This window comes from Exiguobacterium sp. s43 (assembly GCF_018617255.1).
Classification (GTDB): Bacteria; Bacillota; Bacilli; order Exiguobacteriales; family Exiguobacteriaceae; genus Exiguobacterium; species Exiguobacterium profundum.
In genome coordinates this window covers 30,573-53,487 of sequence record NZ_JACSJT010000006.1, presented here as the reverse complement: position 1 = coordinate 53,487, position 22,915 = coordinate 30,573, and the positions used below count along the sequence as shown (strand labels likewise).

General features: G+C 48.3%; 24 protein-coding genes and 2 other annotated features. All 24 genes read left to right on the top strand.

From position 1 onward, the window contains the following. Positions 1-192: 192 nt before the first annotated feature. Positions 193-669 carry a CtsR family transcriptional regulator gene (locus tag KNO79_RS14975; protein WP_012727708.1) on the top strand — a complete coding sequence of 159 codons (477 nt, stop codon included), beginning with the start codon at positions 193-195 and terminating at the stop codon, positions 667-669. 5 nt (positions 670-674) lie between these two features. After that, positions 675-1,109, top strand: coding sequence for a UvrB/UvrC motif-containing protein (locus KNO79_RS14970; RefSeq protein ID WP_214691676.1), 435 nt, complete (start codon positions 675-677; stop codon positions 1,107-1,109). Further along, positions 1,109-2,152, top strand: a complete 1,044-nt coding sequence (locus KNO79_RS14965) for a protein arginine kinase (RefSeq protein WP_214691675.1) — start codon at positions 1,109-1,111, stop codon at positions 2,150-2,152. The genes KNO79_RS14970 and KNO79_RS14965 overlap by 1 nt, the downstream gene beginning before the upstream one ends. 24 nt (positions 2,153-2,176) lie before the next feature. Beyond that, positions 2,177-4,612 carry an ATP-dependent Clp protease ATP-binding subunit gene (locus KNO79_RS14960; RefSeq protein ID WP_012727705.1) on the top strand — a complete coding sequence of 812 codons (2,436 nt, stop codon included), beginning with the start codon at positions 2,177-2,179 and terminating at the stop codon, positions 4,610-4,612. Between the two features lie 56 nt (positions 4,613-4,668). Beyond that, positions 4,669-6,045 carry a DNA repair protein RadA gene (radA, locus tag KNO79_RS14955; protein WP_012727704.1) on the top strand — a complete coding sequence of 459 codons (1,377 nt, stop codon included), beginning with the start codon at positions 4,669-4,671 and terminating at the stop codon, positions 6,043-6,045. Between the two features lie 114 nt (positions 6,046-6,159). Continuing rightward, positions 6,160-7,224 (top strand): PIN/TRAM domain-containing protein, encoded by a 1,065-nt coding sequence (locus KNO79_RS14950; protein WP_214691674.1) that lies wholly within the window; start codon positions 6,160-6,162, stop codon positions 7,222-7,224. Positions 7,225-7,280: 56 nt separating this feature from the next. Continuing rightward, positions 7,281-7,961: a 2-C-methyl-D-erythritol 4-phosphate cytidylyltransferase gene (ispD, locus tag KNO79_RS14945; protein WP_012727702.1), complete on the top strand. Its 681-nt coding sequence runs from the start codon at positions 7,281-7,283 to the stop codon at positions 7,959-7,961. Then, positions 7,958-8,431, top strand: coding sequence for a 2-C-methyl-D-erythritol 2,4-cyclodiphosphate synthase (gene ispF / locus KNO79_RS14940; RefSeq protein WP_012727701.1), 474 nt, complete (start codon positions 7,958-7,960; stop codon positions 8,429-8,431). The genes ispD and ispF overlap by 4 nt, the downstream gene beginning before the upstream one ends. A gap of 45 nt (positions 8,432-8,476) precedes the next feature. Continuing rightward, positions 8,477-9,934, top strand: a complete 1,458-nt coding sequence (gltX, locus tag KNO79_RS14935; RefSeq protein WP_208606723.1) for a glutamate--tRNA ligase — start codon at positions 8,477-8,479, stop codon at positions 9,932-9,934. Next, positions 9,934-10,141 (top strand) — a binding site (T-box leader). Its footprint overlaps the gene before it by 1 nt. Before the next feature lie 51 nt (positions 10,142-10,192). Further along, positions 10,193-10,882 (top strand): serine O-acetyltransferase, encoded by a 690-nt coding sequence (gene cysE, locus KNO79_RS14930; RefSeq protein ID WP_214691673.1) that lies wholly within the window; start codon positions 10,193-10,195, stop codon positions 10,880-10,882. Then, a complete protein-coding gene (cysS, locus tag KNO79_RS14925) occupies positions 10,851-12,248 on the top strand; it encodes a cysteine--tRNA ligase (RefSeq protein WP_159563156.1) in 1,398 nt (465 codons plus the stop codon). Before cysE ends, cysS begins: the two co-directional genes overlap by 32 nt. After that, positions 12,245-12,649 carry a Mini-ribonuclease 3 gene (locus KNO79_RS14920; protein ID WP_074035355.1) on the top strand — a complete coding sequence of 135 codons (405 nt, stop codon included), beginning with the start codon at positions 12,245-12,247 and terminating at the stop codon, positions 12,647-12,649. Before cysS ends, KNO79_RS14920 begins: the two co-directional genes overlap by 4 nt. 109 nt (positions 12,650-12,758) lie before the next feature. After that, on the top strand, positions 12,759-13,508 hold the full coding sequence (rlmB, locus tag KNO79_RS14915) for a 23S rRNA (guanosine(2251)-2'-O)-methyltransferase RlmB (RefSeq protein ID WP_031421850.1): 750 nt from the start codon (positions 12,759-12,761) through the stop codon (positions 13,506-13,508). Next, positions 13,505-14,044, top strand: a complete 540-nt coding sequence (locus tag KNO79_RS14910; protein ID WP_159563155.1) for an NYN domain-containing protein — start codon at positions 13,505-13,507, stop codon at positions 14,042-14,044. The genes rlmB and KNO79_RS14910 overlap by 4 nt, the downstream gene beginning before the upstream one ends. Before the next feature lie 209 nt (positions 14,045-14,253). Next, a complete protein-coding gene (sigH, locus tag KNO79_RS14905) occupies positions 14,254-14,895 on the top strand; it encodes an RNA polymerase sporulation sigma factor SigH (RefSeq protein WP_012727694.1) in 642 nt (213 codons plus the stop codon). A gap of 128 nt (positions 14,896-15,023) precedes the next feature. After that, positions 15,024-15,170 (top strand): 50S ribosomal protein L33, encoded by a 147-nt coding sequence (rpmG, locus tag KNO79_RS14900; RefSeq protein ID WP_012727693.1) that lies wholly within the window; start codon positions 15,024-15,026, stop codon positions 15,168-15,170. A gap of 34 nt (positions 15,171-15,204) precedes the next feature. Next, positions 15,205-15,375 carry a preprotein translocase subunit SecE gene (secE, locus tag KNO79_RS14895; protein ID WP_012727692.1) on the top strand — a complete coding sequence of 57 codons (171 nt, stop codon included), beginning with the start codon at positions 15,205-15,207 and terminating at the stop codon, positions 15,373-15,375. A 16-nt stretch (positions 15,376-15,391) separates the two neighbouring features. Beyond that, complete coding sequence (nusG, locus tag KNO79_RS14890; RefSeq protein ID WP_012727691.1) at positions 15,392-15,943, top strand: transcription termination/antitermination protein NusG; 552 nt, start codon at positions 15,392-15,394, stop codon at positions 15,941-15,943. Positions 15,944-16,090: 147 nt separating this feature from the next. Continuing rightward, complete coding sequence (gene rplK / locus KNO79_RS14885) at positions 16,091-16,516, top strand: 50S ribosomal protein L11 (protein WP_012727690.1); 426 nt, start codon at positions 16,091-16,093, stop codon at positions 16,514-16,516. Between the two features lie 94 nt (positions 16,517-16,610). Beyond that, positions 16,611-17,297 carry a 50S ribosomal protein L1 gene (gene rplA, locus KNO79_RS14880; RefSeq protein ID WP_012727689.1) on the top strand — a complete coding sequence of 229 codons (687 nt, stop codon included), beginning with the start codon at positions 16,611-16,613 and terminating at the stop codon, positions 17,295-17,297. A gap of 59 nt (positions 17,298-17,356) precedes the next feature. Then, positions 17,357-17,510: a sequence feature (ribosomal protein L10 leader region), on the top strand. Between the two features lie 44 nt (positions 17,511-17,554). Next, positions 17,555-18,061: a 50S ribosomal protein L10 gene (gene rplJ / locus KNO79_RS14875; protein WP_012727688.1), complete on the top strand. Its 507-nt coding sequence runs from the start codon at positions 17,555-17,557 to the stop codon at positions 18,059-18,061. A gap of 61 nt (positions 18,062-18,122) precedes the next feature. Further along, on the top strand, positions 18,123-18,491 hold the full coding sequence (rplL, locus tag KNO79_RS14870; protein ID WP_012727687.1) for a 50S ribosomal protein L7/L12: 369 nt from the start codon (positions 18,123-18,125) through the stop codon (positions 18,489-18,491). 79 nt (positions 18,492-18,570) lie between these two features. Then, entirely contained in the window at positions 18,571-19,167 is a 597-nt protein-coding gene (locus tag KNO79_RS14865) for a class I SAM-dependent methyltransferase (RefSeq protein ID WP_012727686.1), read from the top strand. Positions 19,168-19,360: 193 nt separating this feature from the next. Beyond that, positions 19,361-22,909 (top strand): DNA-directed RNA polymerase subunit beta, encoded by a 3,549-nt coding sequence (gene rpoB, locus KNO79_RS14860; protein WP_074037866.1) that lies wholly within the window; start codon positions 19,361-19,363, stop codon positions 22,907-22,909. Positions 22,910-22,915 lie beyond the last annotated feature (6 nt).

The following is a 22,915-nucleotide window of genomic DNA, read 5'->3' as shown; positions in this document are numbered from 1 at the left end:
AAGTAGTTGGGGGATCTCCCCCTGTGAGGATAGGACGTTGCCAGGCAACAACGCAGGACGACCGAGCATACGCTCGGTCGTTTTTTTGTTTTAGCGATGCTCTCGACATAGAGGCATCGCTTTTCGTTTGCCTTTTTTTAAATCAATGATAAAATATAGTCAAAAGTCAAAGATGGTCAGAGGGTGGTGGAGATGAGAAATATTTCGGATGTCATCGAACAGTATTTGAAGCAAGTCTTGAAGGAAAGTCAGGCAAACGCAATTGAAATCAAACGTCAAGATATCGCACAACGATTCGAATGTGTCCCATCCCAAATCAATTACGTCATCAACACACGTTTTACCGTCGAAAAAGGATATTTAGTAGAAAGTAAACGTGGCGGTGGCGGATATATTCGTATTCGACGCGTTATTTTACACGAAAAGCAAGATGTTCTCTCTAGTTTGATGGATGTCATTCATGAACATCCACGTTTGAACGAACAGCTCGTTGAAAATGTGCTGATTCGATTGGTTGAAGAACAGATGATGCACGAACAAGAGGCGCAGTTGATCTATCATCTCTTATCAGATGAAGCATTGAACTTACAAGTTGACGATCGCTCCTATATTCGACGTCAGCAACTACTCGCGCTGATGAAAGTACTTCGTTATCGTAATGGAGGGTAAGTCGTATGCTATGCGAACGTTGTAAACAGCGACCGGCTATCAATGAAGTCGTTGTCATGGAACAGGACGTGCCCGTAAAAAAACGCCTATGTCGACAATGTACGGTAGAACTTATGACGGGCTATGTCCCGGTCGTAAAGCGCTGCCCGACCTGTCAGATGACGCGGCAAGATTTATTACGTGTACGAAAAGCAGGATGTGCTACGTGTTATACCGTATTTCGTGATGAACTGATTAAAATCGCACGTCAATATCAACAAGGACATGATCATCACATCGGTTCGGTCCCTGACCAGTTACGTACACCGCATGAACGAATCGAAGAGCGACTCGAAAAGTTGGCAGGGGAGTTGACCCGCGCTGTCGAACAAGAAGATTATGAACGAGCAGCACGTATTCAAAAAGAAATGAAGCAATTAGAAGGGCAAGGTGATGTCTAATGGAAACGTTCCTAACACATCCACTTGGTCCAAAAATGAAAGAGCGTGCCAAATTGGATGACCTGGTCGTCTCCACAAGAATCCGACTGGCACGTAACGTCAAAGACACTGTATTTTCGCCGGTCCTTTCTAAAGAAGGAGAACGTCAACTATGTGATCGTCTCGAAGGGCGGTTACGTGGGTTAAAGGGATTTGAATATCTTCATATGCGTGATTATGATGAAGTCACCCGGCAGGCGTTGATGGAAAAACACTTAATTAGTCCGGCCGTTGCGACAAACGAAGAAAGTGCAGTCTTTTTAAGTGAAGATGAAACCATCAGTGTGTTGATTAACGAGGAAGATCATTTACGAATTCAGACCTTACTCCCAGGTTATCAAGTGAAAGAGGCGTTTGAAATAGCGAATCAAGTAGACGCATTGTGCGCAGAATCACTCTCCTACGCCTTTGACGAACAGTTAGGCTACTTGACGACATGCCCAAGCAATATCGGAACCGGACTCCGGGCCTCGGTCATGTTACACTTACCGGGACTCACGTTAACGGGTCGAATCAGCCCCATTTTGCGAGAACTTCGAAAACTCGGCTATACGATTCGAGGTCGTTACGGAGAAGGTAGCGATGCGGCAGGACGGTTGTTCCAGCTGTCAAATCAGCGGACATTGGGCAGTCATGAATCACAGCTGTTAGCTGACTTTATGGAAGTGACAGAACAAGTGATTCAAGCAGAACGTCATGCGCGTGAAGAGCTCATCGCACATCGACAAGAAGAGTTAGAGGATCGGTTTTATCGGTCATATGGTATTTTACGATATGCCAAACTTCTTTCTTCTACCGAAGCCATTGAGCGGCTATCTGATTTACATTTAGCGAGTGACCTAGGAATTTTGTCTGATTGGAGTCCGCCGAAGTTTCATGAACTCATCGTTCGGTTACAATCAGGTTTTCTACAAAAACATTTCGGGAAAACATTATCTACGCAAGAACGGGATCGAGAACGAGCGACACTTGTTCGTCGAACGTTAGATCAAGGCTTAGTTTGATCCAACTATAAGGAGGTTATGTCAATGATGTTTGGACGATTTACAGAACGAGCACAACGCGTATTAGCTTTAGCACAAGAGGAAGCCGTACGTCTTGGCCATCATAATATTGGTACAGAACATATTTTATTAGGATTGGTTCGTGAAGGAGAAGGGATTGCGGCAAAAGCGCTCTTCGCCCTCGGATTGACCTCTGAAAAAATCCAACAAGAAGTAGAATCATTGATTGGTCGCGGTTCGGAGAACGGGTCGACGATTCATTACACACCGCGTGCGAAGAAGGTCATTGAGCTCTCGATGGATGAGGCTCGAAAATTGGGACACTCTTACGTCGGAACGGAACACATCCTTCTAGGATTGATTCGTGAAGGAGAAGGGGTCGCGGCACGCGTACTCAATAACCTTGGAATCAGTTTGACGAAAGCACGCCAACAAGTGTTGCAACTTCTCGGAAACACGGAGTCTTCTTCAAATGCTTCGCAACCTGGAGCGAGCGCCGCAACCCCAACGCTTGACGGATTGGCACGCGATTTGACACAACAAGCACGCGAGTCTCGTTTAGATCCAGTCATTGGGCGTGCAGGCGAAATTCAACGTGTCATCGAAGTATTGTCGCGTCGGACGAAGAACAACCCGGTTCTAATTGGGGAACCAGGGGTCGGGAAAACAGCGGTCGTCGAAGGTCTCGCTCAGCAAATCATAAACAACGAGGTACCTGAAACGCTTCGCAACAAACGCGTCATGGTACTCGACATGGGTACACTCGTCGCAGGTACAAAATATCGTGGTGAGTTCGAAGATCGCTTGAAAAAAGTGATGGACGAAATTCGTCAGGCAGGGAACGTTATTCTCTTCATCGACGAGTTGCACACATTGATTGGTGCGGGCGGTGCAGAAGGTGCAATCGATGCGTCGAACATCCTCAAGCCGTCATTGGCTCGTGGTGAACTTCAATGTATCGGGGCGACTACACTAGATGAATACCGGAAGTACATCGAAAAAGATGCAGCGCTTGAGCGCCGCTTCCAACCGATTCAAGTGAACGAACCGACGACAGAAGAAGCTGAACAAATCCTACTCGGGTTACGCGATCGCTATGAAGCACACCACCGTGTGACGATTACAGATACGGCGATTCACGAGGCGGTCGTCCTTTCAGACCGTTACATCTCCGATCGTTTCTTGCCGGATAAGGCAATCGACCTCGTCGACGAGGCGGCATCAAAAGTACGACTTCGCTCATTCACGGCACCACCGAATTTGAAAGAGTTGGAATCCCGTCTCGAATCGATTCGTAAAGAGAAAGACTCTGCCGTACAAAGCCAAGAGTTTGAAAAAGCAGCTTCCCTTCGCGATACGGAACAGAAGTTACGCGATGAGTTAGAAGAGTTGAAAGCAGAATGGCAGAACAAGCAAGGTAACGAAAAACTTGAAGTGACGAAAGAAGATATCGCTCAAGTTGTTGCGAACTGGACAGGTGTACCGGTCACGAAGATTGCCGAAGAAGAGACAGACCGTCTCCTCAAACTCGAATCGATTCTTCACAACCGTGTCATCGGTCAAGACGATGCGGTGAAATCAATTTCCCGTGCGATCCGTCGCGCCCGGGCCGGATTGAAAGATCCGAAACGTCCAATCGGGTCATTCATCTTCCTCGGACCGACCGGAGTCGGGAAAACAGAGCTCGCCCGTGCAGTTGCCGAAGCGATGTTTGGCGATGAAGATGCCATCATTCGAATCGACATGTCCGAGTACATGGAAAAACATGCGACGAGCCGTCTCGTCGGTTCGCCTCCTGGTTATGTAGGTTACGAAGAAGGCGGTCAATTGACTGAAAAAGTGCGTCGGAAACCTTACTCGGTTATCCTACTCGATGAAATCGAAAAAGCGCACCCAGAAGTATTCAACATCTTGCTTCAAGTGTTAGACGACGGTCGCTTGACGGATTCGAAAGGTCGCACAGTCGACTTCCGAAACACAGTCATCATCATGACGTCTAACGTCGGAGCCGCAGCGCTTCAACGAAACAAATATGTAGGATTCACAGTGGAAGATGATGTGAAACGTGAATATACGGAAATGAAGGACAAAGTACTCGAGGAATTGAAGAAAGCGTTCCGACCTGAGTTCTTGAACCGGATTGATGAAATCACGGTATTCCATTCACTTCAAAAAGAGCACATTCAAGAAATCATCAAACTTATGGCAGAGACACTTAAGAAACGTCTCGCCGAACAAGGTGTTGATTTCAGCTTGACGGATGCGGCACTCGATAAAATTGCCGATGTCGGCTACGATCCGGAATACGGGGCTCGTCCTCTCCGTCGTGCCCTTCAACGGGAAGTGGAGGACCGCCTCTCAGAAGCAATGCTCGGCGGCACAATCGCTAGAGGCAGTAAAGTTGCGCTCGACGTACAAGATGGAGAGTTCGTCGTTCGTAACGAAGGTGTAGTTCAGTAAAACATTCAGCTCCCTCGTCGTTTAGAGGGAGCTTTTTTTAGACAGGAAGGGAACTTATGGCCAAAATTAAAACGAAATACGTCTGCCAATCGTGCGGATATGAATCAGCCAAGTGGATGGGGCGTTGTCCGGGTTGTAATGAATGGAATACGCTCGTCGAAGAGTTTGTAGAAGAGAAGAAAGCCAAACGTGGAGCGGCCTTTGTGCATAGTTCATCGCGACAATTGAAACCGGAACGCTTAGCGAACGTCGTCTCACAAGAAGAGACACGCGTGCATACGAATAGTCGTGAATTTGACCGTGTCCTCGGCGGTGGGATTGTCCCAGGTTCACTCGTTTTAGTCGGCGGGGACCCGGGAATCGGGAAGTCGACCATTCTGTTACAGGTTAGCGCTCACTTAGCCCATAGTGGTAAAAAGGTGTTATACATCTCGGGGGAGGAATCTCTCAAACAGACAAAACTTCGTGCGGAACGGCTCGGTTTACCGACCGATGACTTGTTCGTGCTCGCTGAGACGGACATGTTGATGATTGAACGGGTTATTGATGAGGAGCAACCTGGATTTGTCATCATTGACTCGATTCAAACGGTATATATGGATGAGATTCAATCGGCGCCAGGGAGCGTGTCACAAGTTCGAGAATGTACGGCCGCCCTCATGAAAATTGCGAAAACGCGAGGGATTGCGGTCTTCATCGTCGGTCACGTGACGAAGCAAGGGTCGATTGCCGGCCCGCGCTTACTTGAACATATGGTCGATGCGGTACTTTATTTTGAAGGGGAGCGTCATCATACGTTCCGTATTTTACGGGCGGTGAAAAACCGTTTTGGATCGACGAACGAGATTGGCATTTTCGAGATGAAAGAGAGTGGACTAGAGGAAGTGCTTAATCCATCTGAAATATTCTTGGAGGAACGCACGGCTGGCGTATCGGGTTCGACCGTTGTCGCCTCGATGGAAGGTACGCGGACGGTACTCGTGGAACTCCAAGCACTCATCTCTCCGACATCGTTCGGGAACCCGAGACGTATGGCCACGGGCATTGATCAAAACCGAGTCGCGCTGCTCATGGCCGTGCTCGAAAAACGTTCCGGTCTCTTGCTTCAGACGCAGGATGCGTACTTGAAAGCAGCCGGTGGCGTCAAACTGGATGAACCGGCGATTGACCTTGCGATTTGTATCTCGATTGCCTCGAGTTTCCGCGATCGTCCGACTCGTCCGACGGATGTCTGCATCGGTGAGGTCGGATTGACTGGGGAAGTGCGACGGGTTTCCCGAATCGAGCAACGTGTCGCCGAGGCGGCAAAACTAGGTTTTACACGGGCCATCATCCCGAAAAATAACATGGGGGGATGGACCGCTCCGGCAGGGATTGAAGTCGTCGGGGTCGGAACAGTGGACGAAGCACTCCAGTTGGCGATTCCGTTCTAACGGGTCGCCACTGGCAGTTTTTAACGCTTTGTAACGAACGTGATTGAAAAAATCATGTTACAATGAAAGTGTTATTTTTTGAAATTTTATTTCATATAGAAGGAGGTGGAATGAGTGAAGATTGCTGTACGAATCGGATTTATTTTGATTGGACTCGTCGTGGGTTGGTTCGGAATCATCGAAGCGACGCTTTTATTAGCAGACCTTGGCATGAATGTGCCGGAGTGGTTAACGATTCCATACGTAGCAAGTTTGATTGGTGGACTTATCTTCTTCATTCTTAGTTTATTCTTAACAGATGGTGTTGTTGCATTTATTCGTTTTGTCGAAGAACGGCTCGTCCGTTTACCGGTAGGGGATATCTTATTCGGTTCGATCGGTCTCATCATCGGGCTCTTGATTGCCTTTTTGATTAGTGTATCGCTTGAAGTCACGAATATTTTCTTACTGAGTAAAATCGTTCCGATTTTTGTCACGGCCCTGTTTGGTTACTTTGGTTTCGCGGTCGGCTATCGGAAGCGTAACGAATGGATCAAACTATTTGTGAAGAGCGAACGGGAAAAGCCTGCGACTGAACCGGTCCAACGCTCGAATGATAAGATTTTAGACACGAGCGTCATCATCGATGGTCGAATCGCGGATATTGCGACGACTGGATTCGTGGAAGGAACATTGATTGTGCCCCAGTTCGTCATCGGCGAACTGCAATACATCGCCGACTCCTCGGATACGTTGAAGCGGAATCGTGGACGTCGTGGACTGGACATCTTGAAGGAACTACAAGAGAACAAGCGCATCCAGGTTGAAATCTATGATGGAGACTTCGAAGACGTACCGGAAGTCGACATCAAATTGATTAAACTAGCTGAACTGAAAAACGGGATTGTTGTTACGAATGACTACAACTTAAATAAAGTGTGTGAGGTACGAAATGTACCGGTCTTGAACATCAATGATTTGGCAAACGCCGTCAAACAGATTGTCATTCCTGGTGAAGAGATGGTCGTGACAGTTATTAAAGAAGGAAAAGAGCAGAATCAAGGGGTTGCTTACCTTGAGGATGGGACAATGGTTGTCGTGGAGGGCGGACGTAAATTGATTTCGAAGACGCTTCCTGTCGTTGTGACGAGTGTCTTACAAACGTCTGCAGGCCGTATGATTTTTGCCCGTCCGGAATAACGGATCAAAAAGAGACGCGAGAGCGCTCTCTTTTTTTCACGAAGAGAGGTATTAACATGGTAGCTTATACAGTTGTCATCCCGGCTGCGGGAAGAGGGAAGCGGATGGGTGCGGATGCGAATAAGTTGATGCTGACGCTCCGTGACAAACCGATTATTGCTTGGACGTTACAGGCGTTCGATACCGATCCGTGGTGCGAACGAATGGTGTTAGCCATCCGGCCAGAAGAACGTGACTGGTTCGAGGCGATGACATCACAGATGAAGACGCCGGTTACATACGTAGCAGGGGGGGAAGAACGACAACAGAGTGTCCATGCAGGACTGAAGGTTGTTGCACCCGATACGATTGTGATGATTCATGACGGTGCGCGTCCGTTTGTAAAACGTGAACAGTTGCATCAAGTGGCTGAAGCGGCACTGCAAGGTGGTGCCATCTTGGCGGTACCCGTTAAAGATACGGTCAAACAAGTTCAACGTCATCACATCGAACGCACCGTTCCCCGTGAAAACTTATGGTTGGCACAAACGCCGCAAGCCTTTCAGGCGAAAGCGATTTTGGCGGCACATGAACGAGCGGTCGAACAACAGGTGATGGGAACGGATGATGCCAGTTTGTTTGAGTGGCTCGGCGAATCGGTACAAGTGGTCCTTGGGGACTATCACAACATCAAAATGACGACGCCCGAAGATTTATTGTTCGGCGACGCGATTTTAGCGAAGGAGGAATTACAATGAGAATTGGTCAAGGCTTTGATGTACACGCATTTGCAGAAGGACGTCCGTTAATCTTAGGGGGAATCGAAATCCCACATGAGCGTGGACTTCTCGGTCATTCTGATGCGGACGTGTTACTCCATACCATTGCGGATGCGGCACTTGGAGCAATTGCGGCAGGTGATATCGGGAAACACTTCCCGGATACGGATCCGGAATTTAAAGATGCAGATTCGAAAGTATTGCTTCGTCACGTCTGGCAGCTCGTGAAAGATCAAGGCTACGTTCTCGGAAATGTAGATGCGACGGTCATGGCTCAACGTCCGAAACTTCGTCCTTACATTGATGAGATGCGCGCGGTCATTGCCGAACTTCTTGAGGCGGACATCGAGCAGGTGAACGTGAAAGCGACGACGACGGAGAAACTGGGCTTCACGGGACGCGAAGAAGGGATTGCGGCGCAAGCGGTCATCTTACTCAACCGGGCTTGACAGAAATGGTATACTATTTGGGCAGAAGAGAAGAAAGGTGGAACTATTATGAGTGAAGTGCGTGTACGCTATGCGCCTAGTCCGACGGGGCATCTCCATATCGGAAATGCGCGGACGGCGTTGTTTAACTACTTATTTGCTCGCCATGCTGGCGGAAAAATGATTCTTCGGATTGAAGACACTGACCAGAAACGGAATGTGTTGAACGGTGTCGAGAGTCAGATGAAATACTTGGAATGGCTCGGCATCGACTGGGATGAAGGTCCAGGGCGTGACGGAGACTACGGTCCATATTATCAAATGGAGCGTCTTGCGATTTATGAGAAATACGTCAATGAGTTGATGAGCAAAGGCCTTGCTTATAAATGCTACATGACCTCGGAGGAGCTTGAAGCAGAGCGTGAAGCACAAATCGCACGTGGGGAGGCACCACGTTACTCGGGTGCGCACCGTAACCTCACTGTTGAAGAACGTGAAGCGTTTGAAGCGGAAGGGCGTAAACCGTCTATTCGGATTCGTGTGCCGGAAGGCGTGACGTATAAATGGACAGATGTCGTCAAAGGAGACGTCTCGTTTGAATCGAAAGATTTCGGTGACTGGGTCATCGTGAAACAGGACGGCATTCCAACGTACAACTTCGCAGTTGTCGTGGACGACCATTTGATGAAGATCAGTCACGTGTTGCGCGGGGACGACCATATCGCGAACACACCAAAACAGATGATGATCTATGACGCACTTGGTTGGGACTATCCTGAATTCGGTCACATGACGCTCATCTACAACGACCAACATAAAAAGTTATCAAAACGGGACGAATCGATTATTCAGTTCATCGAACAATATGCGGATCTCGGCTACTTGCCAGCAGCGCTCTTCAACTTCATTTCGCTCCTTGGCTGGTCACCCGTCGGGGAAGAAGAAATCTTCTCGAAAGAAGAGTTCATTGAAATGTTTGATGCGAAACGTTTGTCGAAGAGTCCGGCAGTTTTTGACCAACAAAAACTTTCTTGGATCAACAGTGTATACATGAAGAAGGCCACGCTTGACGAAGTGGTGGCACTCAGTTTACCATTCTTACAAGAAGCAGGACGATTACCCGAGGCGGTATCTATTGAGGAAGCGGATTGGGCGACAAACTTGATTGCATTGTATAAAGAACAAATGACGCACGGAGCAGAAATCGTCGCGTTGACAGACTTGTTCTTCAAAGATGAAATCGAGTATGACGAGGAAGCGAACGCTGTCCTTTCAGGTGAAACGGTACCTGCTGTTCTTGCAGAGTTCAAACAGCAGCTCGAAGCAATCGAAGACTTCACACCGGAAGCGATTAAAGCGGCGACGAAAGCGACGCAAAAAGCGACCGGTCAAAAAGGGAAGAACTTGTTCATGCCGATCCGTGTCGCGACGACAGGGCAAACACATGGACCAGAACTCCCGAACGCCATTTCGTTAATCGGAAAAGAGCGTGTGTTGAAGCGTCTGACAACTTTATTAGCGTAATAAAGGCATCGATGAGGAAAGTAAGCGGTACGACACGTTGCAGAGACTAGAACCTAGGCTGGGAGTTCTAGATGTGTCCCCCGAAGAAGTGCACCTCGGAGCCGTCTCGGCGATATGTAGTCGAGGCCGTGACTCGGCGTTAACGAGACTTGAGAGGGGAACGCATTTTCCCAAACAGAGTGGAACCGCGCTTACGGCGTCTCTGTGCCTTGGCACAGGGGCGTCTTTGTTTTTGTATAAGAAAAGGAGATATCGATTATGGGATTTTGGAGCAGTGTACGCGAAGACTTGCGGACTGTCCTGGAACTAGACCCTGCCGCTCGTTCGAAAGTAGAAGTGGCACTGACTTACCCAGGCCTTCACGCCATATGGGCACATCGCATCGCGCACGGATTATGGAAACGTAACATGAAACTGGTGGCCAAATTATTAGCCCAATTCAGTCGTTGGTTGACCGGGATTGAAATTCATCCGGGGGCGGTGCTTGGGGACCGCGTGTTCATCGATCACGGTTTCGGTGTCGTCATCGGTGAGACGGCGATTATCGGGAATGACGTTACTATCTATCAAGGCGTCACCCTGGGTGGAACGGGGAAAGAGAAAGGGAAGCGTCACCCGACAATCGGGAGTGACGTGCTTATTTCAGCGGGGGCGAAAGTACTTGGTAACATCACGGTCGGCGATTGCGTCAAAATCGGAGCGAGCTCGGTCGTATTGAACGATGTGCCGTCTGATTCGACCGTGGTCGGAATTCCAGGTCGTGTCGTCATCCGAAACGGTAAGCGTGTGAAGCAACATGATCTAGATCATCGTTTCCCAGATCCGGACCGCGAATGCCAAGAACGCTTAGAAGCGGCAGTGGATGAACTACAACAAAAATTAGCAACGCTTGAAAAGTGGATGGAGGAGAAGACACATGATTCAGCTGTACAACAGTCTCACGAATAAAAAAGAACCGTTTGTCCCGATTGTTCCGGGTAAAGTATCGATGTACGTATGCGGTCCGACCGTTTACAACTACATTCATGTCGGAAACGCCCGTCCGGCGATCGCCTTCGATACGGTTCGTCGCTACTTGACGTATCGTGGGTACGAGGTCAAATACGTCTTGAACTTCACAGACGTGGATGACAAGATCATTCGTACGGCGAATGAATTAGGAGAAGACACGGAGACGCTGACGAATCGCTATATCGAGGCGTATTTAGCAGATACAGGGGCACTTAACGTTCAACCGGCAGACGTGCATCCGCGTGTTACCGATACGATGGTAGAAATCATCGAATTCATTCGTCAATTAGAGACGGAAGGGTTCGCTTATGAATCAGAAGGAGACGTGTATTTCCGGACGAAGAAGTTTGAGACTTACGGAAAATTGAGTCAGCAATCGATTGAAGATTTGCGGGCCGGGTCACGTGTCGATGTCGGGGAGAAGAAAGAAGACCCGCTCGACTTCGTCTTATGGAAAGCGGCTAAACCGGATGAACCATCATGGGATAGTCCGTGGGGCAAAGGACGTCCGGGCTGGCATATCGAATGCTCGGCGATGGCGAAAAAACATCTCGGGACAACAATTGATATTCACGCGGGCGGGCATGATTTGAAATTCCCACACCACGAGAACGAGATTGCTCAGTCAGAAGCTTGCAACCATGCGAAGTTCGCCAACTATTGGTTGCATAACGGCTTCATTAACATTGAAAATGAGAAGATGTCTAAGTCGCTCGGAAACTTCCTCCTCGTCCATGAGGCGTTGAAAGAAGTCGACCCGATGGTCCTGCGCTTCTTCATGTTGTCTGTGCATTATCGTCATCCGATCAACTATAGCCGAGAATTGATTGAACAAGCGGCGAACGGCTGGAGCCGAATCAAGGAAGCTTATCAAAATATTGAATATCGCTTGTCGGTAACGGCTGGACTTGGAGAGGCGAGCGAGTCGATGGAACGGAAGCTTGAATCCATCAAAGCGTCTTTCATCGAATCAATGGATGATGATATCAATACGGCCAACGCCGTGACCGTCCTCTTTGACTTGGCACGGGAAGCGAACATTTATGCGAAGGCCGATCATGTGGCAAAAGCGACGCTAGAACAGGTCCTGTCGCTATTTGATGAATTGACGGGTGTCCTCGGCTTGACGTTGGCAGAAGAAAAAGAACTATTGGATGCCGAGATCGACCAATTGATTCAAGAACGGAACGACGCACGGGCGGCACGTAATTTTGCCCGGGCTGACGAGATTCGTGATTTACTAAAAGAACAAAGCATCCAACTCGAAGACACGGCCCAAGGGGTTCGGTGGAAGCGGTTATGATGCAACCGAAACAAATGAATGCCCTTGCGCTCGCCTACATGGGAGACGTGGTATACGAAATGGCTGTACGGAGACGCCTGCTCGAGAAAGGATTGACGCGCCCGAATGACTTGCACCGGGGCGCGGTCCGCTACGTCAATGCACGGGCGCAGGCGAGCGTCGTGACATTTTGGTTAGAGACGGATGCGTTGACGGAAGAGGAACAGGCTGTCGTCAGACGTGGAAAGAATGCGAAATCAGGATCGGTTCCGAAACGGGTCGATGTGCACACGTATCGTTATTCCACGGCGTTTGAGGCACTGATTGGGTATATCTATTTGACAGAAAGAAGGGATCGTCTTGAAGAACTCATCAAACAAGCGTTCGAACGACTCGAAGCCGAGTCGACCGAAACGACATGACGGAAATCGGGGAGCGGAGAAACGAACGTTTGACCGCCCTCGTGGGGAACGACCAGATCGCACGCGTCGCCAAAAGGCAGAACGCCCTGACTATAAGGAAGTCGATGTGATGGAGGAAGGGATTGACTTCCTTTACGGTCGTAACCCGGTACTCGAGGCACTGCGAAGTGGTCGTGATATGAATAAAGTATTCATTATGGAAGGTCAGCAAAAGGGACCACTCGCTCAAATCATCGCGATGGCGAACGAAGCATCGGTCCAAGTGTCATTCGTCCCAAAAACGAAACTTGAGAAGATGGCTGGCAGTGAACATCACCAAGGAGTCGTTGCGGCGGTTGCGGCTTATGAATACAAAACAGTCGAAGACATGTTCGCTCTCGCAGCTTCGAAAGAGGAGACACCGCTCTTCATTTTGCTAGATGAGCTCGAAGACCCGCACAATCTCGGTTCGATTCTACGGACCGCCGATGCCGTTGGCGCACATGGAATCATCATTCCGAAACGTCGCTCGGTCGGTTTGACTCAAACGGTTGCCAAAGCCTCGACCGGGGCCATTGAGCATATTCCGGTGGCGCGTGTGACGAACTTGACACGGACACTTGAAGAGTTGAAGGAAAAAGGATTGTGGGTTGTCGGGACCGATGCGAAAGAAAGTCAGGACTATCGTCGATTGGATGGAAATATGCCACTTGTTGTGGTCATTGGAAGTGAGGGCAAGGGGATGAGCCGACTCGTGCGCGAATCGTGCGACTTCCTTGTTCATTTACCGATGGTCGGTCATGTCACGTCACTCAATGCATCTGTTGCAGCGGCGCTCCTCCTGTATGAGGTGCATCGCTCACGTCATCCATTGGCATGAGTATCCTGAAGCGCGAGCTCCTTCTTGTCGACGGATATAATATCATCGGCGCGTGGCCTCACTTGAGAAGTCTCCGCGATGTAGATTTTGAACAAGCACGCAATCTGTTGATTGAGGCGATGGCAGAATATCAGGCTGCGTCCGGCAAAGAGGTCACCATCGTGTTTGACGCCCACATGCGCTATGGTCGTGAATCCAAAGAGAAGCGGAGTCGGGTCGACGTTGTCTATACGAAAGAAAATGAGACAGCGGACGAATGGATTGAGCGGCGTGCCCATGAATTAGTGGATGACCGGCTCATTACATTATTCGTTGCGACGAACGATTTCACGGAGCAGTGGGTCATCTTTGGTCAAGGCGCATTGCGCGTTCCGGCAACCGAACTGTTGAAAGATTGGAAGCATGCGAAAACACTGATTGAGCAACAGCGCGTGTCGCTAGAGAAAGAACAAGCAAATCGGAAGACGATTGATATTCCACCACATATTCAAGCAAAGTTTGAAGAAATGCGACGTCGCAAATCAAAAGGTGATTGAAATCACGGACGAGTTCATGAAATGGACTCGTCTTTGTTTCGATTTTGACATTTTTTTGCAAAGGAATGTTGTATACTATTACATATATGAGTTACACAATATTTAATTGACGGAATTTTTAGAAATTTGTTTGACGCATAGGAGTAGGGAGCCCTATAATGGGACACAACCTTACATAGTTCAGGATCAATCGCCGGGGGGTAACGAGCATGAACGGATGGCCGTACGAACAGTTTGAAAAAATGTCAGACGAAGAGTTGGTCTTATTGGCGCGCAACGAAGGGGATAGCGACGCGCTCGAGTTTTTGATTGAACGATACCGGTATTTTGTGCGGGCGAAGGCACGTTCATACTTTTTGATTGGTGCAGATCATGAGGACATCGTCCAAGAGGGGATGATCGGCCTTTATAAAGGTGTGCGTGATTATAAAGACGAGCGACTTGCGTCATTCAAAAGCTTTGCCGAGATGTGCATTACCCGCCAGATGATCACGGCAATCAAGACGGCGACACGCCAAAAACATATTCCGCTCAATTCATATGTGTCACTCGATAAACCAATTTTTGATGAAGAGTCTGACCGGACGTTGCTCGATGTCATCTTGCCACCACATCCGACTGACCCACAAGAATTAATCGTGACACAGGAAGAACAGTCGTTCATGGAAGCGAAGATGGATGAGATCTTGAGTGACCTCGAACGGAAAGTCTTGCGTCTTTATTTAGACGGGCGTTCTTATCAAGAGATTTCAGATGACCTCGATCGTCATGTCAAATCGATCGATAATGCGTTACAGCGCGTGAAGAAGAAATTCGAGCGTCATGTCGACGTCCGGATGCTCACGAGCTAACCGATTATTGACCGCGTGCCTCCTATGTGATACTTTAAAAGCAGCGCCTTGTCCGTAGACGCCATTTACAGGAGGCGTTTTTTTTTCGCTCTTTTTTAAGAGAGAGTAGTCGAAAGGGGCGCTTATGAATGGCAAAGAAAGTAAGTCTCGCTTGCTCAGAATGCGGGTCTCGAGAGTACTCGACGACAAAAAAAGATGGCGTGTCGACACGGCTTGAAATGAAGAAGTTTTGTCGCCGCTGTAACGCGCATACGCTGCATCGGGAATCAAAGTAACGTAGATTGGCATTCAATGTAGGAGGAAGCTACCATGAACTTTTTGCGCGACGTATGGAAAGAGTTGAAGAAAACGAGTTGGCCGACTCGTAAAGAACTCACGAAATATACCATTACTGTCATCGCGACTGTTGTCGTGATTGGCCTGTTCGTGTTCGGCGTAGATACTGGGGTCAGTTATCTCGTCAATTTATTGATTAACTAAGGAAGAGGTGAAAGCCGTGGAGAAACAATGGTTTGTTGTCCAGACGTACTCAGGTTTTGAGAATAACGTCAAAGAAAACCTAGAACGTCGAATCGGTTCGATGAACATGGAAGATAAAATTTTCCGCGTCCTCGTCCCGACTGAAACGACGCAAGAAGAAGTCACATTGAAGAGTGGCGAGAAGAAAATCAAAGAACGTGAAGTCAAAAGTTTCCCGGGCTATGTGTTCGTAGAGATGGTCATGACTGACGATTCATGGTATGTTGTCCGCAACACGCCAAACGTCACCGGCTTCCTCGGTTCAACGGGTGGTGGGGCAAAACCAATCCCACTCCAACCGGACGAAGTGACAAACGTCTTGTCACAAATGGGACTCATCGAGAAGAAAGATCGTTACAACTATGAACTCGGTGACCTTGTCCGCGTGAAAGAAGGCGCATTTGAGAACTTTGAAGGAACAATCGACGAGATTGAAGCCGACAAAGAGAAGCTCAAAGTCGTGGTCGACATGTTCGGTCGTGAAACAAAAATTGAGCTTGATTTCGAACAAGTTCAGAAAATTAACTAAACCCACTTGCTAATCCGTAAAACGGATGGTACAATCGAAAATGTTTGATGTTGTGCTTTATTTCGGTACAAACTCGACCTAATAGATTGAGTGGGAGGGCGCACAACGTCCAAGAAACCACATTTTAGACTTAAGGAGGTGTGTCTCGTGGCGAAAAAAGTTTCTAAACTCGTTAAACTTCAAATCCCAGCTGGTAAAGCAAACCCAGCTCCACCAGTAGGTCCAGCACTTGGTCAAGCAGGTGTTAACATCATGGGATTCTGTAAAGAGTTCAACGCTCGTACACAAGACCAAGCCGGATTGATTATTCCTGTAGTCATCACGGTATACGAAGATCGTTCGTTTACATTCATTACGAAAACTCCACCAGCTGCAGTTCTCTTGAAGAAAGCTGCTGGTATCGAGAGTGGTTCTGGTGAACCAAACCGTAAGAAAGTAGCAACGGTTAAGCGTGACAAAGTTCGCGAAATCGCTGAACTTAAAATGCCTGACCTTAACGCATCATCTGTAGAAACAGCGATGCTTATGGTTGAAGGTACTGCACGTAGTATGGGTATTGTAATCGAAGACTAATTGCTAGTCTCTGGGGTTGTCGGTGAATACTGCTCACCTTCAATCCCTTCATTATGTGGGAGGAAATTCCGCTAACCACAAGGAGGAAAAGATCATGGGTAAAAAACACCAAGAAGCAGCTAAGCTTGTTGACCGCACGAAGTCATACGACCTCGCTGAAGCTGTCGAGCTCGTTCAAAAAACAGCTACTGCTAAATTCGATGAAACAATCGAAGTTGCTGTCCGTCTCGGCGTAGATCCGAAGAAAGCAGACCAACAAATCCGTGGTGCCGTTGTACTTCCACACGGTACTGGTAAAACACAAAAAGTTCTCGTCTTCGCAAAAGGTGAGAAAGTGAAAGAAGCGGAAGCTGCTGGAGCAGACTACGTTGGCGACGCTGAGTACATCAACAAAATCCAACAAGGATGGTTCGACTTCGATGTAATCGTTGCGACACCTGACATGATGGGTGAGGTTGGTAAACTTGGTCGTGTTCTCGGACCTAAAGGCCTCATGCCTAACCCGAAAACAGGAACAGTTACTTTCGACGTAGAAAAAGCAATCGCGGATATCAAAGCTGGTAAAGTTGAATACCGTGTTGATAAAGCTGGTAACATCCACGTTCCAGTTGGTAAGAAATCATTTGAAGCATCTAAACTCTCTGAGAACATCGAGACAATTCTCGAAACACTCATGAAAGTGAAGCCTGCTACTGCAAAAGGAACTTACCTTAAAAACATCTCGCTTTCATCTACAATGGGTCCTGGGATCCGTGTAGCGACTGCAGATTTCCTTAAGTAATCTTGTTGAAATAAATTGTTGACAACGTGTGACACCGCTGATAAAGTAATACACGTTCAACCGAATATGTTGGATTACCGTAGACAGAAGGTGGACATCGGTCCGTAAACCCTTCCGAGGTGTCTTTGCTCGAACTTGAGCCTGTTGTCACAGGTTTACTTTCAAACAATTACGCCCTCGTATGTCTTCATACGAGGGATTTCTTTTGGAGAGCAGCCTCTCGTCCGGTATAAGAATTGACTAGGAGGTGCAAACACATGGCAAACGAAAAAATCGTAGCTCAGAAATCGGCACTCGTCGATGAAATCGCTGAGAAAATGCAAGCGAGCGTTGGAACAGTTGTTGTTGACTACCGTGGACTTACAGTTGAAGAAGTGACTACACTCCGTAAATCACTCCGTGACGCTGGAATCGAGTTCAAAGTTTACAAGAACGGTCTTCTTCGCCGCGCAGCTACTCAGTCGAACTTCGAAGGTCTTGACGAAGTCTTCACTGGTCCTACAGCAATCGCCTTCTCTAAAGAAGACGTTATTGCTCCAGCGAAGATCTTGAACGACTTCTCGAAAGAGCACAAAGCGCTCGAACTTAAAGGCGGAATCATCGAAGGTAAAGTTTCTTCACTCGAAGAAATCAAAGCCCTTGCAGAACTTCCATCACGCGATGGTCTTCTCTCGATGCTTCTCAGCGTACTTCAAGCTCCAATCCGTGGGCTCGCAGTCGCAACAAATGCAATCGCAGAACAAAAAGAAGAGCAATCAGCTTAATTTTTGTCGCGTAGCGTAACTCAAAAAAACTTTTTCACAACATCAAAGGAGGAAAACCATAATGGCTTTCAACAAAGAGCAATTCATCGAAGACCTCAAATCAATGACGGTTCTCGAACTTAACGAACTCGTAAAAACAATCGAAGAAGAATTCGGCGTATCAGCAGCAGCTCCAGTAGCAGTTGCAGGTGCTGGCGCAGGCGCAGCAGCTGAAGAGAAAACTGAATTCGACGTAATCCTCACAAACGCTGGCGCTGGTAAAATCAACGTCATCAAAGCTGTTCGTGAAATCACAGGTCTCGGTCTTAAAGAAGCAAAAGCACTCGTTGACGGAACTCCAGCTCCAGTCAAAGAAGGCGTTTCTAAAGAAGACGCTGACGCAATCAAAGCTAAGCTTGAAGAAGCTGGCGCATCTGTTGAAGTTAAGTAATTCTACTTCACAACCTATAGAAGCTCGCCATGGCGAGCTTCTTTTATTTCCTTGAAGAATGGGTTAGGAGGTTCAACGCATGGGAGATCATTACTATACGAACGATCCACGTTCGGAAAGTGCCCCGGAGACATGGACGTACGAGTTGCGAGGGAAACAGTATCATTTCACTTCGGACCGCGGTGTGTTCTCGAAAGGGTCGGTCGATTTTGGGTCACGTCTTTTAATTGAAACGTTTGAGATGCCTGATGTGTCGGGACGTATTTTAGATGTAGGCTGCGGCTATGGTCCGATGGGGATCTCGCTTGCCGATGCCTCTGGGCGTGAGGCCTTGCTCATTGATGTGAATGAGCGTGCGCTGGCGCTCTCTGAGCAAAACGCCGCCCGTAATGGAGTGACGGTCGAAACACGGCTTTCTCACGCGTATGACGCGGTGGGGGGAGAACGGTTTGCCGCCATTGTCACCAATCCGCCGATTCGTGCGGGGAAACAAGTCGTCCATACGATCTTGCGTGAAGCACATACGCACCTCGTCGATGGAGGAGCAATCTATGTCGTCATTCAAAAGAAACAAGGAGCACCTTCTGCTAAAAAGTTATTAGAAGAGGTGTTTGGTCAAGTTGAAACGATCGCGAAAGAAAAAGGTTACTTTATTTTCCGAGCAATTCGGTCTTGACAAACGGTGAAGTCTTGTTGACTCGCTATAACGTATATGCTAACATTATAAAATGCCATTGGAATGGAATTCGCTTGAAACTGCCGTGTCTGCCGCTTTTTAGAGACGGAAAACGAGCGACATTCAATGACAATGTTCGATTATTACGCCCGAAAAATTCGCTAAAGAATTGGGGGTCTGAGAGGTGAATCAGTTGACTGGTCAACTTGTTCAGTACGGTCGTCACCGTCAGAGAAGAAGCTTTGCCCGTATCAGTGAGGTATTAGAGCTTCCGAATTTGATTGAAATTCAAACTGCTTCTTATGAGTGGTTCTTGCGTGAAGGATTGAAGGAAATGTTCACAGACATTTCACCGATTTCCGACTTCACAGGAAACCTCGTATTGGAGTTCATCGATTACTCGCTCAGTGAGCCGAAGTATTCTATCGATGAATCGAAGGAGCGCGACGTTACTTATTCTGCGCCACTTCGCGTAAAAGTGCGTCTCCAAAACAAAGAGACAGGTGAGCTCAAAGAACAAGAAGTGTTCATGGGGGATTTCCCGCTCATGACAGAATCGGGAACGTTTATCATCAATGGTGCAGAACGCGTCATCGTTTCCCAGCTTGTCCGTTCACCGAGCGTGTACTATAACGCTAAACTCGATAAAAACGGTAAACGTGGATTTGGCGCAACTGTCATTCCGAACCGTGGTGCTTGGCTCGAACTCGAGACAGATGCCAAAGATATCGTTTATGTTCGTATCGACCGTACCCGTAAAATTCCGGTAACGGTGTTGTTGCGTGCCCTCGGATTCGGTACGGACCAAGAAATTATCGACCTTCTCGGGGATGACGAATACCTTCGTAACACCCTTGAAAAAGATAATACGGAGTCTACAGAGAAAGCGTTGATCGAGATTTATGAGCGTCTCCGCCCTGGTGAACCACCAACGGTAGAAAATGCGAAATCTCTTCTCGTATCACGTTTCTTCGACCCGAAACGTTACGACTTAGCGAACGTCGGTCGCTATAAGATGAACAAAAAACTTCATCTTAAGAACCGTTTGTTCGGTCAAAAATTAGCGGAAACGCTCGTGGACCCGGAAACAGGCGAAGTACTCGCCGAAGCTGGAACAATCCTCGACCGCCGCAACTTAGATCGTATCCTCCCGCACTTGGAGAACGGCCTTGGCTATATCGATGCGGAACCAACTGGTGGTGTCGCTGAAGGTGAGCCATTCGGTCTTCAGTCAATCAAAGTCATCTCACCGGATGACCCAGATGGAGAGCGTATCTTGAACATCATCGGAAATGGCAATATCGATCGCAGCGTAAAACATATTACGCCAGCCGATATTATCGCTTCAATCAACTACTTCTTCAACTTACTTCACGAAGTCGGAACAACAGATGACATCGACCACTTAGGAAACCGTCGTCTTCGTTCAGTCGGAGAACTTCTCCAAAACCAATTCCGGATCGGGCTTTCCCGTATGGAACGTGTCGTAAAAGAACGTATGTCGATTCAAGATCAAAATGCGATCACACCACAGGCGCTCATCAACATCCGCCCGGTTATCGCATCACTTAAAGAGTTCTTCGGTAGCTCGCAATTGTCACAGTTCATGGACCAAACGAACCCGCTCGCAGAGCTCACGCACAAGCGTCGTCTCTCTGCACTTGGACCGGGTGGTTTGACACGTGAGCGTGCTGGTTTCGAAGTTCGAGACGTTCACTATTCGCACTACGGTCGGATGTGTCCAATCGAAACACCAGAGGGGCCGAACATCGGACTCATCAACTCACTCTCGTCTTATGCGAAAGTGAACGAGTACGGTTTCATCGAAGCACCATACCGTCGTGTTGACCCAGAAACAGGTCTTGTCACTGGCGACATTCAATATATGACGGCTGATGAGGAAGACCTCTATGTCGTCGCACAGGCAAACATGCCGCTCACAGAAGATGGCCACTTTGCAGACGAACAAGTTCTTTGCCGTTTCCGCGGACAAAACTTGTCAGTCGAGCCAAGCCGAGTGGACTACATGGACGTTTCGCCGAAACAGGTTGTTTCTGCTGCAACGGCATGTATCCCGTTCCTCGAGAACGATGACTCGAACCGTGCCCTCATGGGAGCGAACATGCAACGTCAAGCAGTACCACTCCTTCAACCGGATTCACCGATTGTCGGTACCGGCATGGAGTACGTATCTGCGAAAGACTCTGGGGCAGCTATTGTTGCGAAATACCCAGGTGTCGTCGAACGCGTCACAGCGCGTGAAATCTTGATCCGTCGCACGTCTGACGTGAACGGTTCTGAGGTTTCAGGTGACCTTGACCGTTACAAACTTCAAAAATATGTCCGTTCGAACCAAGGGACATGCTATAACCAAAAACCAATCATCGCAGCTGGTGACCGTGTCGAAAAAGGAGAAATCCTTGCAGACGGTCCATCGATGGATATGGGTGAGCTCGCGCTCGGCCGTAACGTCGTCGTTGCCTTCATGACATGGGATGGTTACAACTATGAGGATGCGATCATCATGAGTGAGCGTCTCGTGAAAGATGACGTGTACACGTCGATTCATATCGAAGAGTACGAGTCAGAGTCACGCGACACGAAACTCGGACCAGAGGAAATCACACGTGATATTCCAAACGTCGGAGATGACGCACTTCGTAACTTGGACGATCGTGGAATTATCCGCATCGGAGCTGAAGTCAAGGATGGCGATATCCTCGTCGGTAAAGTAACACCTAAGGGCGTTACAGAATTGACGGCGGAAGAGCGTCTCTTGCACGCAATCTTCGGTGAGAAGGCACGTGAAGTACGTGATACGTCACTTCGTGTACCAAACGGTGGAGACGGAATCATCTTGGATGTCAAAGTGTTCGACCGTGAAAACGGTGACGAGTTGTCTCCAGGCGTCAACCAAATGGTACGTGTCTATATCGTTCAAAAACGTAAGATTCACGAAGGGGATAAGATGGCGGGACGTCACGGTAACAAAGGTGTTATCTCGCGAATCCTCCCTGAAGAAGATATGCCATACATGCCAGACGGTACACCGGTTGACATCATGCTCAACCCGCTTGGGGTACCATCTCGTATGAACATCGGTCAGGTACTTGAACTCCACCTTGGTATGGCAGCGAAGAAGCTCGGTATCAAAGTGGCAACACCTGTATTCGATGGAGCGCGTGAGGAAGACGTATGGGCAACGATTGAAGAGGCTGGTATGGATAAAGATGCGAAAACGCGTCTCTATGACGGTCGTACGGGTGAACCGTTCGATAACCGCGTCTCGGTCGGTGTCATGTACATGATCAAACTCGCGCACATGGTTGATGACAAACTTCACGCTCGTTCGACAGGACCATACTCACTCGTTACGCAACAACCGCTCGGTGGTAAAGCACAGTTCGGTGGTCAGCGCTTCGGGGAGATGGAAGTTTGGGCTCTTGAAGCGTACGGTGCAGCCTACACGCTCCAAGAAATCTTGACAATCAAGTCGGATGACACGGTCGGTCGTGTGAAAGCATATGAGGCCATCGTGAAAGGTGAGAGCGTTCCGAAAGCGGGCGTTCCTGAATCATTCCGCGTCTTGATTAAAGAGCTTCAAGCGCTCGGTATGGAAGTCAAGATGATGTCAGCGGATGATGAAGAAGTCGAAATGAAAGATGAAGATGACGACAACATCCCGAACGCAACATCGGCGTTAGAACAAGTCGTTCAACCGACTGTTACGGAAGAGGAATAAGGCGAA